Origin of the sequence: Kribbella pratensis, from assembly GCF_004366075.1 — a bacterium.
In the GTDB taxonomy this organism is placed as follows: domain Bacteria; phylum Actinomycetota; class Actinomycetes; order Propionibacteriales; family Kribbellaceae; genus Kribbella; species Kribbella pratensis.
This window is the reverse complement of sequence record NZ_SODU01000001.1, coordinates 521,457-541,362: the sequence shown is the minus strand read 5'-3', so window position 1 is coordinate 541,362 and position 19,906 is coordinate 521,457. Positions and strand designations below refer to the sequence as shown.

Annotated in this window: 18 protein-coding genes; 10 read left to right on the top strand and 8 right to left on the bottom strand. The window is 68.9% G+C overall.

Going from position 1 to position 19,906, the window contains the following annotated elements; genetic code table 11:
• Positions 1-2: 2 nt before the first annotated feature.
• Genes EV137_RS02620 through EV137_RS02605 form a run of 4 tightly spaced genes read right to left on the bottom strand, consistent with a single transcriptional unit; the run spans position 3 to position 3,776 of the window.
• Entirely contained in the window at positions 3-251 is a 249-nt protein-coding gene (locus EV137_RS02620) for a DUF2630 family protein (protein ID WP_133789323.1), read from the bottom strand.
• Positions 248-1,015 (bottom strand): ABC transporter permease, encoded by a 768-nt coding sequence (locus EV137_RS02615; RefSeq protein ID WP_134010106.1) that lies wholly within the window; start codon positions 1,013-1,015, stop codon positions 248-250. The genes EV137_RS02620 and EV137_RS02615 overlap by 4 nt, the downstream gene beginning before the upstream one ends.
• Before the next feature lie 3 nt (positions 1,016-1,018).
• A complete protein-coding gene (locus tag EV137_RS02610; protein WP_134126274.1) occupies positions 1,019-2,719 on the bottom strand; it encodes an AMP-binding protein in 1,701 nt (566 codons plus the stop codon).
• A gap of 10 nt (positions 2,720-2,729) precedes the next feature.
• Positions 2,730-3,776: an ArsB/NhaD family transporter gene (locus EV137_RS02605; protein ID WP_134126272.1), complete on the bottom strand. Its 1,047-nt coding sequence runs from the start codon at positions 3,774-3,776 to the stop codon at positions 2,730-2,732.
• 40 nt (positions 3,777-3,816) lie between these two features.
• Between EV137_RS02605 and EV137_RS02600 the strand changes: the two genes are divergently transcribed.
• Entirely contained in the window at positions 3,817-6,513 is a 2,697-nt protein-coding gene (locus tag EV137_RS02600; protein WP_166679755.1) for a bifunctional acetate--CoA ligase family protein/GNAT family N-acetyltransferase, read from the top strand.
• A 232-nt stretch (positions 6,514-6,745) separates the two neighbouring features.
• Here the strand turns inward: EV137_RS02600 and EV137_RS02595 are convergent, their stop codons facing one another.
• The gene (locus EV137_RS02595) at positions 6,746-7,255 is read right to left on the bottom strand and encodes a DUF2087 domain-containing protein (protein ID WP_134126268.1); all 510 of its coding nucleotides are present in this window, start codon (positions 7,253-7,255) and stop codon (positions 6,746-6,748) included.
• 44 nt (positions 7,256-7,299) lie between these two features.
• Here EV137_RS02595 and EV137_RS02590 point away from each other — a divergent pair, with 44 nt between their 5' ends.
• The 5 genes from EV137_RS02590 to EV137_RS02570 all read left to right on the top strand — a co-directional run bounded on the left by EV137_RS02590 (position 7,300) and on the right by EV137_RS02570 (position 12,630).
• Positions 7,300-8,385 carry a P1 family peptidase gene (locus EV137_RS02590; RefSeq protein WP_134126266.1) on the top strand — a complete coding sequence of 362 codons (1,086 nt, stop codon included), beginning with the start codon at positions 7,300-7,302 and terminating at the stop codon, positions 8,383-8,385.
• 98 nt (positions 8,386-8,483) lie between these two features.
• The gene (locus EV137_RS02585) at positions 8,484-9,185 is read left to right on the top strand and encodes an ABC transporter ATP-binding protein (RefSeq protein WP_134010117.1); all 702 of its coding nucleotides are present in this window, start codon (positions 8,484-8,486) and stop codon (positions 9,183-9,185) included.
• Positions 9,182-10,831, top strand: a complete 1,650-nt coding sequence (locus tag EV137_RS02580) for an FtsX-like permease family protein (RefSeq protein WP_134126264.1) — start codon at positions 9,182-9,184, stop codon at positions 10,829-10,831. The genes EV137_RS02585 and EV137_RS02580 overlap by 4 nt, the downstream gene beginning before the upstream one ends.
• Positions 10,832-10,889: 58 nt before the next feature.
• Positions 10,890-11,504 (top strand): DUF5998 family protein, encoded by a 615-nt coding sequence (locus EV137_RS02575; protein ID WP_133789331.1) that lies wholly within the window; start codon positions 10,890-10,892, stop codon positions 11,502-11,504.
• 4 nt (positions 11,505-11,508) lie between these two features.
• The gene (locus EV137_RS02570; RefSeq protein WP_238175050.1) at positions 11,509-12,630 is read left to right on the top strand and encodes an alkaline phosphatase family protein; all 1,122 of its coding nucleotides are present in this window, start codon (positions 11,509-11,511) and stop codon (positions 12,628-12,630) included.
• On the opposite strand, the gene EV137_RS02565 is transcribed toward EV137_RS02570, so the two are convergent.
• Complete coding sequence (locus EV137_RS02565; RefSeq protein WP_238175049.1) at positions 12,627-14,270, bottom strand: S8 family peptidase; 1,644 nt, start codon at positions 14,268-14,270, stop codon at positions 12,627-12,629. The two genes, EV137_RS02570 and EV137_RS02565, sit on opposite strands and share 4 nt — an antisense overlap.
• A gap of 109 nt (positions 14,271-14,379) precedes the next feature.
• Between EV137_RS02565 and EV137_RS02560 the strand changes: the two genes are divergently transcribed.
• Positions 14,380-15,033: a thymidine kinase gene (locus EV137_RS02560; protein ID WP_133789333.1), complete on the top strand. Its 654-nt coding sequence runs from the start codon at positions 14,380-14,382 to the stop codon at positions 15,031-15,033.
• Positions 15,030-15,851 carry a sulfurtransferase gene (locus EV137_RS02555; RefSeq protein ID WP_134126260.1) on the top strand — a complete coding sequence of 274 codons (822 nt, stop codon included), beginning with the start codon at positions 15,030-15,032 and terminating at the stop codon, positions 15,849-15,851. The genes EV137_RS02560 and EV137_RS02555 overlap by 4 nt, the downstream gene beginning before the upstream one ends.
• Positions 15,852-15,853: 2 nt before the next feature.
• On the opposite strand, the gene EV137_RS02550 is transcribed toward EV137_RS02555, so the two are convergent.
• A complete protein-coding gene (locus EV137_RS02550) occupies positions 15,854-16,600 on the bottom strand; it encodes an SDR family NAD(P)-dependent oxidoreductase (protein ID WP_238175048.1) in 747 nt (248 codons plus the stop codon).
• A gap of 181 nt (positions 16,601-16,781) precedes the next feature.
• On the opposite strand from EV137_RS02550, the gene EV137_RS02545 reads away from it, so the two are divergent.
• A complete protein-coding gene (locus EV137_RS02545; RefSeq protein WP_202870793.1) occupies positions 16,782-17,837 on the top strand; it encodes a glycoside hydrolase family 183 protein in 1,056 nt (351 codons plus the stop codon).
• On the opposite strand, the gene EV137_RS02540 is transcribed toward EV137_RS02545, so the two are convergent.
• On the bottom strand, positions 17,834-18,310 hold the full coding sequence (locus EV137_RS02540) for a GNAT family N-acetyltransferase (protein WP_134126256.1): 477 nt from the start codon (positions 18,308-18,310) through the stop codon (positions 17,834-17,836). The two genes, EV137_RS02545 and EV137_RS02540, sit on opposite strands and share 4 nt — an antisense overlap.
• Positions 18,311-18,513: 203 nt before the next feature.
• Here EV137_RS02540 and EV137_RS02535 point away from each other — a divergent pair, with 203 nt between their 5' ends.
• Positions 18,514-19,905 carry an ABC transporter substrate-binding protein gene (locus EV137_RS02535; RefSeq protein ID WP_134126254.1) on the top strand — a complete coding sequence of 464 codons (1,392 nt, stop codon included), beginning with the start codon at positions 18,514-18,516 and terminating at the stop codon, positions 19,903-19,905.
• Position 19,906: the final 1 nt, after the last annotated feature.

Sequence of the window (19,906 nt, the reverse complement as noted above, 5' to 3'; positions counted from 1 at the left end):
ATCTAGTTGAGGTAGCCCTCGACGGTGTCGCCGGAGCGGGCGGCGGCGTCGTCGGGGTTCTCGCCGAACTCGCGCTTGGCGCGGCGCTGGCGGAGCAGGTCCCAGCACTGGTCCAGCTCGACCTCGAGCGCCCGGAGCCGGGCATGCTCGTCGGTGTCGTTCACCTGTCCCGCCGCGTGCTTGGTCCGCAGCTCATGCTCCTCGGCCACCAGTTCGTCGATCCGGCTGAAGATGCTCTTGTCGTCGCTCATGAGGAAACGGTACGCCCGTCGGGAAGTGTCGAGCGTGACAGGAGTTCCGTCACCACCAGGATCGCGATCGCCTCGGCCGCGACCAGGCCGATCAGTACGACGAGTTGGAGCGCGGCTGCCTGGGTCGGTGAGGCCCCGCCGAGGACCATGCCGACGAACGCGCCCGGGAGCGTGACGAGGCCGACGGTGCGGGTCTGGTCCAGGGCCGGCAGCAGGGCATCACCCGCGACCGGGCCGACCACGAGCTTGAACGCGTCCGGTTGCAGCAGCCCGATCGACAGTCCCGCCTCGAACTCGCCGTACCGGTTGCCGTATTCGCTCAGCACCCGCCGCCCGGCGAGGGTGGTCGCGGTCATCGCGCCGCCGACGATGATGCCGCCCATCGGCAGGATGCTGGCCGGGTTCCGCGGTACGACGCCCGGCAGGATCAGGAGCATCAGTACGGCGAACGCTCCGCTCCCGATCGCTGCCGCGCAGTACATCCACTGCCGCGGGACGACGACGGTGTGCTGGAGCCGTCGCGTGCTCGTCACCGTCGCGACCACGAACATCAGCAGCACGAACGCGATCGCGCCGAGCGTGTGCTGCAGCGCGATCCCGACCACCGCTCCGACCGCGGCGAGCTGCACGACCGCACGCAGCGCAGCGGTGACGATGCCCTTGTCGTGCCGGAGCCCGGCGTACCGCGAGGCTCCCACTCCGATGGCGATCAGCAACGGCAGGACGACAACGGCGGCCCAGCCGAGCCCGGTGTGGAACGACATCGCTTACTTGAAGTCCGCCTCGTCGTACGTCTGCCCGCCGGTCCCGCTCTCGACCTTCGCGGTCTCGTCCGCGCGGAGTTCGACCCTCCGGATCTTCCCGGAGATCGTCTTCGGCAGCTCGGCGAACTCGATCCGCCGGATCCGCTTGTACGGCGCCAGGTGCTCGCGGCAGAACGCGAGGATCTCCCCGGCGAGCTCACGCGACGGTTCGTGGCCCGCGGCGAGAACGACGTACGCCTTCGGTACGGCGAGCCGCACCGGATCCGGCGACGGTACGACGGCCGCCTCGGCGACGGCCGGGTGCTCGATCAGCACCGACTCCAGCTCGAACGGCGAGATGCGGTAGTCGCTGGCCTTGAACACGTCGTCCGAGCGTCCGACGTACGTGATGTAGCCGTCCTCGTCCCGGCTCGCGACGTCGCCGGTGTGGTAGTACCCGTTCCGCATCACCTCTTCGGTGAGCTCCTGCGCGTCCCGGTACCCGCGCATCAGCGGGACCGGCGCGGGCGCCAGCTCGATGCAGATCTCGCCGTCGTCGCCGATCTCGTCGGTGGCCGGGTCGATCAGCGCGATGCTGTACCCGGGCAGCGGGCGACCCATCGACCCGAGCTTGACCGGCTGACCGGGCGGGTTGCCGATCTGGGCGGTCGTCTCGGTCTGGCCGTAGCCGTCCCGGATCGTGATGCCCCACGCGGTGCGGACCTGCTCGATCACCTCGGGGTTCAACGGCTCACCGGCCGAGATGCACTCGCGGATCCGGACCTCGACCGCGGACAGGTCCGCCTGGATCAGCATCCGCCACACCGTCGGCGGCGCGCAGAACGTGGTCACGCCGTACTCCTGCAGCACCTGCAGCATCTTCTCGGCGTTGAACCGCGTGTAGTTGTAGAGGAAGACGGTCGCGCCGGCGTTCCACGGCGCGAACACGTTGCTCCACGAGTGCTTCGCCCAGCCGGGCGAGGAGACGTTGAGGTGTACGTCGCCGGGCTGCAGGCCGATCCAGTACATCGTGGACAGGTGGCCGACCGGGTAGCTCACCTGCGTGTGCTCGACCAGCTTCGGCTGGCTCGTCGTACCGGAGGTGAAATAGAGCAGCAGCGAGTCGTCGGCCGCTGTGTCGACCTCAGGCACGGGGCCTGCGTAGATTTCGGAGTCGGCGTAGGCGAGCCAGCCTTCCGTCGGCTCGCCGACGGCGACGCGGATGCAGTGGTCGGCGATCCCGGCGTACCGGCCGGCGTCGGCGCCGCTGGTGACGACGGCGCGGACGTTGCCGCGGGAGATCCGGTCCGCGAGGTCGGCGTCGGTGAGCAGGGTGGTGGCGGGAATCATCACCGCGCCGGCACGGATGCAGCCGAGCATCGTCTCCCACAGCTCGACCTGGTTGCCGAGGACGATGAGCACGCGATCGCCCGGCTTCAACCCTGCCTCGGTCAGCCAGCCGGCCACCTGGCGGGACCGCTCGCCCATCTCGGCGTACGTCCGCGAGGTGACCTTGCCGTCCTCCTCGACGATCGTCAGCGCCGCCACCTCGGGCTGCTCGACGGCGAGCGCGTCGAACCAGTCACGCGCCCAGTTGAACCGCTCGAACGCCGGCCAGTTGAAGTCCCGGTACGCCGTCTCGTAGTCGTCCCGATGCGCAACCAGGAAGTCGCGCGCCGTCCGGAACTCCCGGGTGACCTCCGAAGTACTCTGCTCCGTCGCCATGAGGCGCACATTACCTATTCAGCGCGAGGACAGCTCCCGTCACCACGAGTGGCGTGAGAATCAGTCCGCGCCACAGGAACGACCACCAGGAGATGTCCACGCGGGCGGCGTCACAGCGCGCCCGCCAGAGCAGCGTGGCCAGCGAGCCCCACAGGGTGAGCAGGCAACCGCAGTTGACGCCGATGAGCAGTGCGAGCATGCGGTGCGGGCTGTCCGCGGCGACCGGTTCCATGGCGAGGTACGCCGGGAGGTTGTCGAACAGGTTCGCTCCGAGTGCAGCGGTCGCGCTCAAGCGCAGCTCCGAGGTAGTGCCGGCGACCCGCCGAAGGAGGTCCTCGAGGCCGTGGGAGCTCAGGAACCCGACCACGGTGAACAGCACCACGACGGTGCCGACCAGCTTGAACGGGATCAGCGACCACCTGAGCACGCTGCGCCGCCGTACGGCGAACAGGACGACCAGCGCGACCGCACCGATGCTCGCGGGCCAAGCCACCTCGATACCCGAGACGAACGCCGGGCCGAGCAGCAGGCAGACAGCCGCGGAGCCCCAGAACAGGATCTTGTCCTCGACCGCAGGTGTCGGCGGGACGATGTACCGGCGTGGCAGGTCGCGGTGGAAGAGCGCCGCGAGCACGACGACGGTGATGACGATCGCGGCGATCGCAGGGCGCCAGCTCACGGACAGATAGCTGACATCCAGCTTGCGGAACGGGTGCAGGGCGAGCAGGTTCGTGAGGTTGGACACCGGCAGCAGGAGGGACGCTGTACCGGCCAGCCAGACGGTGGTGAACGCGAACAGCTTCGGCGGGATGTCCAGCTGGCGGGCCATCGACAGCACCACAGGTGTCAGCAGGACCGCGCAGGTGTCCAGGGACAGCACGATGGTGAGGACCGCGGCCAGCGCGACGACCAGTAGCCAGAGACGCCAGACCCGGCCGCGGGCGAGATGCGCGGCCTCCCGCGCCGCGACGTCGAACACCTTGGCCTGGTCGGCCAGCTCGGCGATGACGGTCACTGCGACGAGGAACACCAGCACCGGCGCGATCCGCGCGACCAAATTGGGTCCTCTCCAGTGGGTGTTTGAGTACGCTGTCTGGGTGCCGGACCAGTATGACCACGAGCCTCCGGACGGCTATCCGGCGGAGTACGAGGCCGATGTCGTCCTGCGGGACGGCGCGACCGCGCATCTCCGGCCGATCACGCCGGACGATGCCGCGCTGCTGGTGGCGTTCTACGCGCGGGTGTCCGAGCAGTCGAAGTATTACCGCTTCTTCGCCCCGTACCCGGAGCTGTCCGAGCGTGATGTGGCGAGGTTCACGCAGGTCGACTACCACCAGCGGCTGGCGCTGATCGTCACGGTCGGTGACGAGATGATCGGCGTCGGACGCTACGAGGGCACGGGCCGGCGTACGGCGGAAGTCGCGTTCCTGATCGAGGACGCGCACCAAGGACGCGGGCTCGGGCAGCTCCTGCTGGAGCATCTGGCGCAGGCGGCGCGGGAGAACGGCATCCACCGGTTTATCGCCGAGGTGCTGCCGGACAACCGCAAGATGATCACGGTCTTCACCGAGGCCGGGTACAAGGTCGCCCGGGAGTTCGAGGATGGCGTGATCATGGTCGAGTTCGACATCGCGCCGACCGACACGTCGTTCGGTGTGATGCAGGCCCGCGAGCAACGGTCCGAGGCGCTGTCGATCGCGCGGTTGCTGACCCCGTCCTCGGTCGCCGTCATCGGCGCGAGCCGCCGCGAGGGCACGATCGGCAACGCGCTGCTGCGCAATCTCCGCGACGGCGGTTTCCCCGGTCGGCTGTACGCCGTGAACACCGATACGAAAGCGTCCGAGATCGAGGGCGTCCCGGCGTACCCGACGATCCGGGAGGTCGAGGACACCGTCGACCTCGCGGTGGTCGCGGTCAAGGCGGACATGGTCGCGGACGTCGTCCTGGACTGCGCGGCGAAGGGTGTGCGCGGGCTGGTCGTGGTCTCGAGCGGGTTCGCGGAGATCGGGGACGAGGGGCGCAAGCGGCAGCGGTACCTGGTGGGTCTCGCGCGGTCCTACGGCATGCGGGTGATCGGGCCGAACGCGCTCGGCCTGATCAACACCGCGAGCGGCGTCTCGCTGAACGCGACCCTGTCACCGCTGATGCCGAGCAAGGGCCGGGTCGCGTTCTTCTGCCAGTCGGGCGCGCTCGGTGTGCCGATCCTCGCCGACATGGTCGGGCGTGGTCTGGGACTGTCGAGCTTCGTCTCGGCCGGCAACCGGGCGGATGTCTCGGGCAACGACCTGATGCAGTACTGGTACTCCGACGAGGCCACCGAGGTCGTCCTGCTGTACCTGGAGTCGCTCGGCAACCCGCGCAAGTTCAGCCGGGTGTCACGCCGGCTCGCAGGGCGGAAACCGGTGATCGCGCTCAAGTCCGGGCGAGCCACCCAGGGCGTGCCGGTCGGACAGCTCGTCCGGCGCAGCCACTTGCCGCCGGAGAGCATCGAGTCGATGTTCCGGCAGAGCGGCCTGATCGGTGTGGACACCACCGGCGAACTGTTCGACGTCGCGCAGTTGCTCGCCCACCAGCCGTTGCCGAAAGGGCGCCGGGTCGCGATCGTCTCGAACTCGGACGCGCTGACGCTGCTCGCGCTCGACACCATGGCGAGCTGCGGCCTCGACGTCGCGGGGGAGCCGCGGAACCTGAGCGCCGACGCGACTCCGTCCGACTTCGGTCTTGCCCTGTCCGAGGTGTTCGCCGACGACAAGGTGCACTCGGTCGTGGTGATCTACACACCGCCGGTGCAGTCGAACGGCGGCGAGGTGGCGCAGGTGCTCGCCGCGGCCGCCGCGGGCTCGGACAAGCCGGTGGTGTCGACCTTCCTCGCGTCCCGGAGCGTGCCCGCCGAGCTGCAGGTGCCGGACGAGGACGGCGGTGCCGCGCGCGGCTCGATCCCCTCGTTCCTCAACCCGCAGTACGCCGTCGGCGCGCTGGCGAAGGCGACGCAGTACGCCGAGTGGCGGCGCCGGTCGGACAGCCGGATCCCGGACCTGCCGGACATCGACACCGCCGGGGGAGAAGACTTCGTCGAGCAGTTCCTGCAGCGGCACCCGACCGGCGCGGACCTCGACGAGGCCGACCGGCAGCGGCTGCTGGCCTTCTACGGGATCTCGGTGCTGCCGGCGTTCCCGGTGCTGTCCGCGGACGAGGCCGTCGACCGGGCCGCGGACCTCGGGTTCGAGGTGATCCTGAAGGCGACCGCGGAGCAGTGGCGGATGCGGCCGGACCTCGCCGACATCTGGCGGCACATCCACGACGAGGACGACATGCGCGCGGCCTGGGCGGAGATGACCCACACGTTCGGGGTCGCGTCGGATCCGGGGCGGGCGCAGTTCGTCGTACAGAAGATGGCGCCGCCCGGTGTACCGGTGGTGATCTCGACGATCGAGGACGTGTCGTTCGGGCCGGTGGTGACGTTCGGGCTGTCCGGCGTCGCGACGGATCTGCTCGGCGACCGCTCGTACCGGATGCCGCCGCTCACCACCCGCGACGCGGCGGAGATGGTGCGCGAGGTGAAAGCCGCGCCCCTCCTGTACGGCTACCGCGGCTCGGATCCCGTGGACATCCCGGCGATCGAGGACCTCCTGCACCGGGTGTCCCGCCTGACCCTCGACCTCGAGGAGGTCGTCCGCCTGGACCTCCGCTCGGTCCTGGTCGCCGCCCAGGGCGCCACCGTCCTCGACACGAGAATCCGCATCGCCCCGAACGAGAAGCCCCGCCAGGACACCCCGGCCCGCCGCCTCACTTAACCCCCGCAACCCCCTCCCCAAACCGGTTTGGGGAGGGTTACCCACCCAGATCGGGCAGTACGGCTCCCCGTTCGCGGTTGAGTGTCTCCCCGAACTGGTTTGGGGAGGGTTATCCGCCCGGATTGGGCTGTACGGCTCCCCGGTCGCGGTCGGAGGGCAGCCCCAAACCGGTTTGGGGAGGGTTGTGCCGGGGTTGGCAGTGAGGGCTGGGGGGCGGGGTGGTGGTGGGAGGTTAGGGGCGGGTGTAGATGCTGTTCTCGCGGACGAGCAGCGTGGCGTCGACCAGACCTCGGCGGAGGGCGGCGTGGTCGGGGTGCCAGCGGTTGAGGATCTCGTTGACCTCGGACTCGGGGTACGAGCGACCTACCTCGAACGACTGGACGATGTACTCGAGCACGACCTGATACTTGTCCGGGAACGTCGGGAAGTGGGTCAGCCGCCCGTCACGGATGAACGACTTCAGCACGTTGTCCCGAGCCGGATCGGGATCCAGCGGAACCCGCTCCGGCCGGCTCTCCCGTACGGCGTCCTTGAACGCGGCCTCGTCCGCCGTGAACCCGTCCCGGCTCGCGGCGATCAGTCCGCCCTTGGTCAGCCGCTGCAACGCCTTCACCACGACCGGCGCGGGGAGTCCGGTGCTCCCGGCAACCTGCTCGGGAGTGGAGGCGCCGAGGACGATCGCGGAGTACGTCCGCAATCTCGACGGTTCGGCCAGCAGACCACAGAGCTGATCGGCGTTCATCCCTTCACGCTAACGCTCACCGCAACCGGATTAGGATCTTCGGCATGCAGCCCGGCCCGCAGAACGCGATTACCGATGTTCCTGGAATCCTGGTCGGACAGGTCGAGCGCCTGGACCCGCCGTACTTGACCGGTACGACGGTCGTGCACGTGCCGGGAACGGCTGTCGCCGGGGTCGATGTCCGCGGTGGCGCGCCCGGCACCCGCGAGACGGACCTGCTCGCGCCGGTGAACTCGAACGGCGGCGTGAACGCGATCGTCCTGACCGGCGGCAGCGCGTTCGGGCTCGACACGGCCGGCAGTGTGATGCGCTGGCTGGAGGAGCGCGGCGAAGGTGTTCGCGTCGGTCAGGGTGACTACGACGTGGTGCCGATCGTCCCGACCGCGGTGATCTTCGACCTCGCCCGCGGCGGCGACTTCAAGGCACGGCCGGAGCCGTCCTGGGGAGCTGACGCGATCGCCGCCGCCACCGACGGTCCGGTTGCCCTGGGCAACCACGGTGCCGGGGCCGGCGCCCGGGCCCGTTCACTGAAGGGCGGCGTCGGCTCGGCGAGCGTCCGGCTGGACGACGGTACGACGGTCGGCGCGCTGGTGATCGTGAACGCGGCCGGCTCCGCGGTCGATGCCGGCGGCAACCTGTACGGCGCCCGCCTCGGACTCGGCGACGAGTTCACGCACCTGCGGACGCCGGTCGAGCCGCCGCCACCCGCGGCGCCCGGCCGCAACCTGATCCCGGGCCCGGCAGCGACGACCGGGATGACAACCGGGATGACAACCGGGATGAACACCGTGATCGCGGTCGTCGCCACCGACGTACCGCTGGACAAGGCCGCGACGCAGCGGATGGCGATGGTCGCGCACGACGGGCTGGCGCGGGCGATCGACCCGATCCACACGCTCGTCGACGGCGACAGCATCTTCGCGCTGTCGACCCGGTCGACGGACGAGCCGCGGCTGAGCGTGACCGATCCGCTCGCGCTCGGCCAGTTGGAGACCGTGTACGCCGCGGGCGCGCGGACGCTGTCGCGGGCGATCGTGCACGCGATGCTGAACGCGGAGTCGGTGGAGACCCCGGGTGGGACGATCCCGAGCTACCGCGACGCATATCCGTCAGCGTTCCGCACCGACTGACGTACGACTTGGGTCGTACGACGTACCGGTCTAAAGACGACGACAGGACCGGTCCGCGGGCCGACGATCGCGGGCGGTGATCGCGAAAGGCTCTGGGCATGAACTTTCAGAGTCCCCAGTCGCAGGTTGTGTTGAGTGGGCACGGCCTGGTCAAGCACTACGGCAGCGTGGTCGGCCTGGCCGGCGTGGACGTTGCCGTCCGGTCCGGCGAAGCGCTCGCGGTCATGGGCCCGAGTGGCAACGGCAAGACCACCCTGCTGCACGTGCTCGCCGGCATCCTCACGCCGGATCAGGGCGAGGTCTGGCTGGGCGGTGAACGTGTCGACCAGCTGAACGACGCCGCTCGGACCGTCCTGCGCCGTCGCCGTCTCGGTTTCGTGTTCCAGGACAACCAGTTGCTCGCCGAGCTTCCCGCCGACGAGAACGTCGCCCTGCCGCTGATGGTCGACGGCCTGAGCCGGCGCGAGGCGATCGGACGCGCGCGGACGATCCTCGCCCAGGTCGGGCTGGCCGCTGAGGTTGGTCGTCGACCGGGTGAGCTGTCCGGCGGTCAGGCGCAGCGGGTAGCTATCGCGCGGGCACTGGTCGGCGAGCCGCAGGTGGTGTTCGCCGACGAGCCAACCGGCGCGTTGGACGCGGCCACCGGCTCACAGGTCATCGACCTGCTTGTAGGCGCCGCGACCTACCGCGGTGCCGCAGTAGTAGTCGTCACCCATGACAATGCTGTAGCCGCCCGCTGCCACCGGGCCCTTCACATCGTCGACGGCCGAGTCAGCGACGCCATGGGAGCCGTGCGATGAACCCGATGACTGAACTCGGCCTGCGGTTCGTACGCCGTCCCGGGCCCGGCGGACGTGCCGCCAACCTGGCCGCCTTCGGTGCGACTGCAGTGGTCGCGCTGCTGGTCACGTTTCTGATTGCCGGTTCGCTCGGGTTGTCGCACCGGTCGGAGCGGATCGGGTGGCGGAGTGCGGACAAGGCTGATCCGACAACCGCGATCGGCTCGCTGAACCTGGACGACGACCAGCGGGTCGACGGTCACCGCCTGAGCGTTCTCGACCTCGCGGTCCTGCGCCCCAGCGAGCTCGCACCACCGCCGGGCCTCGATCACACCCCCAAGCCCGGTGAGGTCTTCGTCTCGCCTGAGGTCGCGAAACGCTGGTCCAGCCTCAGCAAGCCGTACGGCGCAGATAAGCCGACCGGGGTGATCAGTGACAAGGGTCTGTCGTCGCCAGAAGAGTTCATCATCATCCGCGGCGTCCGGACGATCCCTTCCGACCAGCGCCCGCAGTACGTCAGCAGCTGGAACGAGAAGGTGTGGGACAGCCGCATGGCCGGACTGCTCATCGCAGTGGCGTTCGGCATCATCCTGGTGCTGTTCCCGATCTTGAGCCTCGTCGGACAGGCCGCCGGTGTCGCAGCCAAGCGCCGCGAGCACCGACTGGCCGCACTGCGTCTTGCTGGTGCGACCCGGACCCAGGTGCTCCGGCTGAGCGCAGTAGAACAAGCCGTGCTCGCCGCGGCCGGTGCAGTCGTCGGCTTGATCGGCTACACCGCTCTGAGTCCGCTGATCGCGCAGATCCCGCTCGGCGGCGGACGCTGGTACGTCGGTGACATCACGGTCCAGTGGTGGACGGTCCTCGTCGTACTGGTCGCCGTACCCATCCTGTCCGTCATCAGTGCACTCATCGGCCTCGGACGAGTCAGCATCACCCCACTGGGCGTCGTACGCGGCCAGACCCGCAAGGGCTTGAGCGTGCTGCGTATCGGGTTGCTGGTCATCGGTCCGGTGATGCTGGCGTACTACGGGATGCGGGCGGCTGTGCTGCCGTTGCTGATCGCTGTCGGCTTCGCGGCCCTCGCCGTACGCGTGGTCGGACCGTGGGCGGTGCAGCTGGTGGGCAAGGCGATGGCGAAGGCGGCAAACGGACCAGTGACGTTGCTGGCCGGTCGGCGCCTGGTAGACGACCCAAAGGGTGCATTCCGGCCTGTGGCCGCTCTAGTACTGTCCGGTTTCGTCACTGGGTTCATCTCGGTGTTCATGCCCACTGGCGAAGACGATCCGTCCTTCAACGACCTGCGGATCGGTGTCGCGTTGCTGCTCTCACTGGTCTTCCTGACCGTGGCTGCGTCGACGGCTGCGGGAGCAGTGGGTACGGCGCTGGATCAGGCAGCTCCTGCACGGGCGCTACGGCGGTCCGGCGTTCCGCTGTCGGTGATCGAGCGAGCAGCTCGAGTCGCAACCGTCGTACCGGTCGTCGGAGTCGGGTTGCCTGTCGTCGGGTTCGGCGCGCTGTGCGGGCTGGCGTTGAGTGGCGGAAAGGTGCTGACCGAGGGGAGTTCCGGCGTACTGCTGCTGCTCGGGCAGGTCGTCGCAGGGCTCGTTCTGGTCACCGTCGCGGGCGCTGCCGGTGCACTGGTGCTGCGGAAGGCAAGCGCGAACTGATCGCGGTTGTCCACAAGGGTGAAAACGCTCACGGGCACGATCGTGCGAGGATGAGTGCATGCGTGACCTGAATACACCGGAGCTCGCGGATGCGTCGGCGGACCTGCGCGACGCCATCGATCGGTGCGGCTACTACCCCGATGTGGTGACCGACTCGCTCGAGGTGGCGATCGCCGGCGAACCGATCCGAGCCTACGTGCTCCAGCACGAGCCGACGTTCGACCGCGACGAGGTCCGGCGGCACATCACGATCCTGGCGCTCACCCCGACCCGGCTGATCGTCGGGCACACCGACGAGCACGCCGCGGACGAACTGATCCGCGCGCCGTACGCGTCCACGTCGACCGAGGCGATCCCGCTGCACCGGGTGAACGCCGTCGTCGTGAACCGCGTCGTACCGAACCCGGCGGGCTACGCCACCGGCAAGGCCGACCCGGCGGTCGCGGGCAGCGGTGAGGTGGTGCTGACCATCGGCTGGGGCATGGTGAACCGGATCGACCTGGAGCCGGCCGTCTGCGCGGATCCGAACTGCGAGGCCGACCACGGCTACACCGGTTCGGTCGCGGCCGACGACATCTCGCTGCGGATCAGCGCCGCGGCCGACGGTCCGGCCGGGATCCAGCAGGTGCTCGAGTTCGCGAAGGCACTCTCGTTCGCGACCACCAGCAGGTAACGCCGTGATCCAGCCGATGTCGCCGCAGTACGGCGGCGGCGCGCTCGCCGACGTGCTGCCGTCGGTGGCCGGCGCGCTGTCGGTGCCGGGGGAGACGAACCTCCTCGGCCTGCCGCCCGCCTCCCGGTACGCCGTCCTCCTGCTCGACGGACTCGGCTGGAATCTCCTTCAGCGGTACGGCGACGCCGCGCCGTACCTGTCGTCGCTGACTCCCAGGAGTCTTACCGCTGGAGTGCCGTCGACGACCGCTGTCAGCCTCACGAGCCTCGGCACGGGTCTGCCGCCAGGCGCGCACGGCATCGTCGGCTACACGTCGATCGTCCCGGAGACCGGTGCATTGCTGAACGCGCTGTCCTGGGACGCGCCGGTCGACCCACGACGGTGGCAGCCGCACGGGACCGTGTTCGATCGGGTAGCTGCAGCAGGTGTTGCCACGCGCAACGTGAGCAAGGCGCGGTTCGACACGTCAGGGCTCACGGCGGCCGCGTTCCGGGGGAGTGCACACCGCGGCGCCGACACTGTCGAGGACCGTCTGGACGCGACCCGTTTCGCGAGTCGTGAAGGGCAGTCGTCGCTGGTGTACGTGTACGACTCGCAGCTCGACTACATCGGCCACCAACAGGGCTGCGACTCGTGGCAGTGGCAGAAGGAACTCGCGGCGGCCGACACGTTCGCTCAACAGGTCCGGTCGGCGCTGCCGCGTGACGCCGTACTGCTCGTCGTCGCCGACCACGGCATGATCGACGTCGCCCCTGAGCACCGCGTGGATCTGGACGCCGAGCCTGCACTGACCGAGGCAGTGACCCTCATCGGTGGGGAGTCGCGTTTCCGTCACCTGTACTGCGTTCCCGGCGCGGAGGCCGACGTACTCGCCGTCTACAGGGAACGGCTCGGCGAGAAGGCGCTCGTACTGTCACGCTCTGAGGCGATCGCGCGTGGCTGGTTCGGTCCGGTCGTCGAGGACCGGGTATCACCGCGCCTGGGAGACGTCATCGTCGCAGCCCTCGGACCGGTCGCTCTGGTGGCCAGCCGCCGTCACGCGCACGAGGCCGATCTGATCGGCCTCCACGGTTCGCTGACTCCGGACGAGATGGAGATCCCGCTGCTCGTCGACGCCGGGTACTAGAAGCTCCAGACGTCCCAGAAGAAGCTGGTGGTGGCGGTCTTGGCTTCGCCGTCGCGGGCGGTGACAGTCACCTTGTACCGACCGGCGCCGGGCGTCAGCACGCCGGTGATCCAGCCGCGCTCGGCGTCGATGGTGAGGCCGGGCGGGAGACCGCTCGCCGAGTAGCTGATGTCACCGGTGCCGCCGGTGCCCTTCAGCAGCAGCGGGACCGCCGGGATGCCGCCGACGCCGAGCTGCTCGGGCGGCTGGGTGACCGAGATCGCGCCCTGCGGCTGTGCAGCCGCGGCGCCGACCGCCTCGGCCGCGTCGACCAGCCCCTCGCCGTAGTACGAGTTGTTCCCGGCGGACCCGGAGCACTCACCGGAGGCTGCGGGCGGGCACGCGAGGTCGTTGGCCTGCTGGGCGAGCCGGGCGCGGACCTGGGACGGGTTCAGCTTCGGATCGACGCTGCGGAGGAGGGCCGCGACACCGGCGACGTGCGGCGACGCCATCGACGTACCCTCGAGGATCTTGTAGCCGCCGCCCGGCACCGTCGAGTACACGGCCTGGCCCGGGGCGGCGAGGTTGATCTTGTTCTCGCCGAAGTTCGAGAACGGCGACTTCGCGCTGGTCGGGTCGACCGCCGCGACCACGACCACGTTCGGCAGCTCGTGCGGAAGGCTGAGGCAATCGTTCGTGACGGGGCGCACGGTCGCGGTCGAGTCGTCGGGGCTGGACTCGTCGACGGTCTTGTTCGCGAGGTCGTAGTCCTCGTTGCCGGCTGCGGCGACGTTCACGACGCCCTTGCTGTCCGAGTACGCGACGGAGCGGCGTACGGCTTCGAGGATCGCGTCCTGGTCCTTGTCGCTCGGGCAGTTGAACAGCCACGGGTCGACGTAGTAGCTGTTGTTCGTCACCGAGACGCCCTTGTCGGCAGCGAACATGAACGCGCAGACCGTGTTCTCCGGGAAGAACAACTGGCTCCCGGCCTCGGCCACCCGGATCGACGACACCTTCACGCCCGGTGCGACCCCGACCATCCCGATGCCGTTCTTCGCGCCGGCGATCGTGCCCGCGACATGCGTGCCGTGCTCGCCGACCGGCCGCCACGCGCCGGGCCGGGTGTCGAGCTTGCCGTACGCGCAGGACGCCGACTTGGCCGCGTCGAAGTTCGCCTTGAGATCTGGGTGCTGGTCGTCCACACCCGTGTCGAGCACGCCGACGGTGACGCTCTTCGAGCCCGGGTTCTTCGCCCAGGCGCGGTCCGCACCGATCAGGGTCATGTCCGCGCGGTCGGTCTCCGGCTGCGCCGTCGGGGTCTCCGGGACCGCGGGCGGGACCGCTGGGTTGCTGACGTCCGGGGGGAGATCGGAGGTGCGGGTGGCGCCGGCCTTCTGCACGCCCTCGACGTCGCGCAGCTTGTCCGCGAAGTCGGTTGCCGTCGAGTGCGCCACGATCACCCCGATCGCGTCGTACGTCGCATAGACCGTGCCGCCGTTCTGCGTGATCGCGCCGGTCACCTTGCCGGTCTGGTTCGGCGCGGTGATCACGAAGTACGCGCGGAGCCCCGCCTCGGACCGGGTCGGCGCCGCACCGGCCGGAAGGGTGGCGGTGGCGACCACAAGACAGGCCGCGAGGACGAGGAACAGGGCTTTGCGCACAATCCATTCAAGCTGAACGAAGGCTCAGAACCCAACCCACCCCTCCGACACACCCCGGCGTGCACCCCGACGTGCGGAGGGGACCTTTGACTTGGCAGGATGTTCGCCCGTGGCGGAGCTCCTGTATTTCACCGGGACCATGGACTGCGGCAAGTCGACGCTGGCGCTGCAGATGGATCACAACCACAAGGCACGCGGGAGGGTCGGGAGGATCTTCACCAGCCACGACCGGGCGGGGGAGTCGGTGCTGTCGTCGCGGCTCGGGCTGTCCGCGGACGCGGTCGAGGTACGCACGGACTTCGACTTCTGGGACTACGTCGTGAACGAGCTGACGGCCGGCGGCCGGATCGACTACGTGGTGTGCGACGAGGCGCAGTTCTACAGCCCGCTGCAGATCGAGCAGCTCGCACGGCTGACCGACGAGCTGCAGATCGACGTGTTCTGCTTCGGCATCCTGACCGACTTCCGGGCCACGCTGTTCCCGGGGTCGGCGCGGCTGGTGGAGCTCGCGGACCGGATGGAACTGCTCCAGGTCGAGGCCTTGTGCTGGTGCGGTGAACGGGCCACGCACAACGCCCGTACGATCGGTGGGGAGATGGTGACCGAGGGCGAGCAGCTGGTGGTGGGCGACATCGTGTCGCTGGACCACGAGGTCGCGTACGAGGTGCTCTGCCGCCGGCACCATCGCCGCCGCCTCACCCAGGCCCGCGCCCGCGCCACCTTGTCACCCGAAGTCCTGCCGTTCGGAGGAGCTGCTTCATGAGTCCGTTGATCACCGTTGAGGAGCTGCGCGCGCTGGGCACTGCTCCGGTGCTGGTCGACGTCACCTGGAACCTGGCCGGCCCGCCCGGCAAGGAGGCGTACGACTCCGGCCACCTGCCCGGGGCGTACTTCGTCGACCTCGACACCGAACTCGCCGCCGCCCCCGGCCCCGGCCGCCACCCGTTGCCCACCGCAACGACTGTCACGGAGACCTTCCGCCGGATCGGCATCAGGTCCGCCGACACTCCGGTCGTGGTGTACGACGCCGCGAACTCGATGTCCGCGGCCCGTGCCTGGTGGGTGTTCAGGTACTTCGGGCTGACCGACGTACGCGTCCTCGACGGTGGGTTGGCCGCGTGGAAGGCCGCCGGGGGAGAGGCGACCGTGGAAGCACCGGCTGATGGCGCCGGCACCTTCACCGCGACACCCGGCCATCTGCCGGTGCTCGACGCCGACGGCGCCGCAGCGGTGGCCGCGAAGGGCATCCTGCTGGACGCACGCGCACCCGAGCGGTTCGCGGGCGAGGTAGAGCCGATGGATCCAGTGGCCGGCCACATCCCGGGGGCAGTCAACGCCCCGACGACCGCGAACGTCGACGAGACCGGACGCTTCCTCCCACCCGCCGACCTCCAGGCCCGCTTCACCGCACTCGGCGTCACCCCGTCGACCGAGACCGCGGTCTACTGCGGCTCCGGAGTAACCGCCGCCCACGAAGCCCTCGCCCTGGAATCCGCCGGCCTCCCCGCCACGGTCTACATCGGCAGCTGGTCCGAATGGATCACCGACCCCACCCGGCCAGTGGCCACAGGCAAGGACTGACCTCACCAATCCACGGGCCCGAGGCGGTCCTCGAACGTACCGGTGGGGCCGTCCGGGCCGAGCGTGGCCATCCGGATGATCACGTCGGTGCCTTCGGTGACGGTCAGCTGACCCTTGTGGTTGTTCATGTCGGTGGCGGCGAACGTGTGCTTCGCGGTCTCACCGGGCGTGATGGCGTTGAACTTGATGGTCGGCAGCGCCTGCGCGTACCTGACCGTGAGCATGTTCAGCGCCGCCTTGGACGAGCTGTACGCGAGTTCGTGCATCTTGGAGACCGGCTGCTCCGGGTCCTGCACCACGCTGAACGCCCCGCCGCCGCTGGAGACCATCACCACACGTGGGTTGCTCGCCGCTTGCAGCAGCGGCAGGAACGCATGCGTGACCCGCACCGGTCCGTACACGTTGGCGTCGTACACGGCATGCAGCTCGTCAGCTGTCGCCTCGCGGGGGTGGACGGCGTGCCCCGGCGCGCCCGCGTTGTTGATCAGTACGTCGAGCCGTTCGGTGTGGCTGGAGACGACCTGCAGGGCGCCGGCGACGGACTCGTCGGAGGTCACGTCCAGCGGAACCAGCACCGCGTCCACACCGTCGGCCGCCAGCTTCTCTACGGCCACCCGCCCGCGCTCCTCGTCACGCGAACCGAGGAACACCTTCCAGCCCATCTCTCCGAGCCGACGGGCTGCTTCGTAGCCGAGACCCTTGTTCGCCCCGGTGATCAGAACGGTGGTCCGCTCCGCGTTCGTCATCATGTACCTCCTGTGGAAACGACTGTTCGATCACGAGACGCCGCCGTGGTCTCGCACGTGACAGCCGGTCTCCGTGAGGTGAGTCACGTGCACGGGGGACGAAAGGGTTGACTTCGCTCTGGTGCCGCGGGATGGTGTGCGAGCAATCGATTTCCCACCTCACACCGCCCCTGGGAGTCAGTCGATGATGAAGCGATCCACGTTCCTCCGCGCGGCCGTCGGGGCCGGGGTGCTGGCCGCCGTACCGGGCCGTGCCGTCGGGAGTAGCCAAGCTGTGCTCACCAACAAAGTGGCCGATCTGACCGGACCTGGTCTGACCGACCGGTTCCGGATGGCCGCGACCGACCTCGGGATCCCGGCGCGGACGCCGGACGGGCGGCTGCTGTTCATGTTCGGCGACACCTTCGAGGAGGCGCGCGTCGGCGGCGGCTGGTGGCGGTCACCGGTCGCGCTGTGGTCGACGACCACCGACCTGAACGGCGGCGTGACATGGTCGGGCGCGGTCGGAGGCGCCGCGGCGCAGCAGCTGTGGGACTACCCGCACGACAATCCGACGTTCTCGACCGTGCTGCCCTCGGACGTGATCACGATCGGCGGGTCGATGTACCTGCACGCGATGGTGAACAAGGGCCTCGGAAACGTCGTGTGGACAGAGATCTGGCGCTCGGACAACTCCGGTGCGAACTGGTATCACACCGGCGCGAAGTTCGCCCCCGACATCGACGGCGGGATGTTCCAGCTGCTGACCTGGGGACTCGGCAACGACGGGTACGTGTACGTCTACTCGACCGGGTTCCAGCGCAACAAGCCGATCATCCTCAAACGCGTCCGCCAGGAGCAGATCGCGAACCCGGCGGCGTACGAACCGTGGGGCTACCGGGACGGGGTCTGGGCGTGGGGCAATCCCGCGACGCCGATCCTGAACGGGAGCTTCGGCGAGATGAGCCTGCGTCCGCTCGGCGGCAAGTGGGTGCTGACCTGGTTCAACGCCGGCGACTACCGCATCGACGGCATGATCATGGACACGCCGACGTCCAACCTCTACACGGCGTACCGGCAGACCCTGATCTACGGCGGCGCGTGGGGCTCGGAGGACGGCAACCATGTCGCTCAGCTGTACGGCGGGTATGTCATCCCGGGCTCCACGCTCTCGGACATGCACCTGTCCGTGAGTCAGTGGAACACCGACAACGGCTGGCCGTACCGCGTCATGCAGTTCCGCGTCCGAGGCTTCGGCTAAAGCTCGAGCACCATCGTGTCGGAGGTGCCGACAACGCCGACCTTCCGGAACCCCAACGACTCGTAGAGCTTTCGCGCCGGGTTGTCCGGGTCCACGCTGAGCGAGAGCTGTCCGTACGACGCTGCACGCGCCTGCGCGATCACCTCGGTCAGCACGCCCCGCGCGACCCCGCGCCGCCGGAAGGCGGGGGAGACGCCCAAAGTCAGCTCGGGTACGTCGTCCGCGACGTACCCGTACCCGGGCCGCTCCGCGGTAAGACACCGCGCCCACGCCGCACCGGCGGGGGAGCCGTCGACCTCCGCAACCACCCCGAAGTCACTCGCGCGCGGCCACCCGTCGAGGTATCGCCACGCGTGATCGTCGCCCCGCGCCTTCGCCTCGTCGTACCAGGGAGTCCCGTCCCAGTTGCAGGCCTCGAGCAACATCTCGATCAGGAACGGAAGGTCGGCAGCGGCCGCCGCGCGAAGATGCATGCCTCCATCCTCCCGCACACCGATCACCCGCTCCATCGGTTTACCTCGGCGCCCGGCAGCACCTCGGCCTGTTGCGCAAGCGTTATCGCACAAGTGCGCGGTGAACTCTTGAGTTAGTAACACGCTTGGTTTAACTTACTCGGGACCTGGCCGGTGTGTGGCTCAGAGCACATCGGCGGCATCCGGAAACCTGAGGAGTTCCGATGACGAGAGTGAGCAGGTGGAGCCGTTGCGGGGCGGCCCTCGGCGTGATTGGGCTGGTGCTCGCGGCGGGGTGCGCGAAGGGTACGACGCCCTCGTCGTCCACCGGCGCCGCCGGCGAGATCGACGAGAAGGCGCCGGTCACCATCACGATCGGGGACCGCCCGACCCCCGACAAGCCGAACGACATCAAGGCGTTCGAGCAGAAGATCAAGGACTTCACGGCGAAGTACCCGAACATCACGGTGAAATCGACCGAGACCAAGTGGGAGGCGCAGACCTTCCAGGCCCAGGTGGCCGGCGGGACGCTGCCGACGGTGATGAACATCAGCTTCACCGAGCCGGCCAACATGATCCCGAACAAGCAGCTCCCGGACATCACCGACGAGCTGAAGCTGGTCGACCTGACCAAGGACCTGAACCCGAACGTCCTGAAGATCGTCCAGGACGCGAACGGGCGGATCTACGGCGTACCCATCGATGTCTTCTCGGTCGGCCTCGCCTACAACCGTGCTCTGTTCAAGCAGGCCGGCCTGGACCCGGACAAGCCGCCGACGACGTGGGACGAGGTCCGCCAGTACGCCAAGCAGATCGCCGACAAGACCGGCAAGGCCGGGTACGCGCAGCTGACCACGAACAACACCGGCGGCTGGATGCTGACCACGATGACGTACAGCATGGGCGGCACGGTCGAGAACCCGGACGGCAAGAAGAGCACGTTCAACGACGCGCCGACCAAGAAGGCGCTGCAGCTGCTCAAGGACATGCGCTGGACCGACAACTCGATGGGCAGCAGGTTCCTGTACAACCAGGAGGAGGTCCGCCAGGACTTCGCGGCCGGCAAGATCGGCATGGTCCTGCAGGCGCCCGACGCCTACGACATGAGCGTGAAGAACTTCGGCATGAAGCCCGCCGACTACGGTCACGGCGGTCTGCCGCAGGACGGCGGCCCGCACGGCACACTGACCGGTGGCTCGCTGAAGATGATCAGCCCGAAGGCGACCAAGAACGAGGTCGTCGCCGCGCTGAAGTGGATCAAGTTCGACCAGTTCGACAAGTACACGACCGAGTCGGTCGCGGTCCAGGACGCCAAGACCACGATCGCCGACAAGGGCTTCGTCGGCCGGCCGGGGATCACGCCGCTGAGCCAGGAGACCTACGACCAGTTCAACAAGTGGCGTGAGCCGTACGTGAACGTCCCGGTGAAGCAGTTCCAGGGGTACATCGACTCGACGAAGACGCTGAAGCTGCTGCCCGAGCCGTCGAACAAGGGCCAGGAGGTCTACTCGCTGCTCGACCCGGTGGTCCAGCAGGTGCTCACGAAGAAGGACGCGGACATCGACAAGTTACTGAGCGACACGGCCTCGAAGATCGACGCGCGTCTGGCTCGGTAGC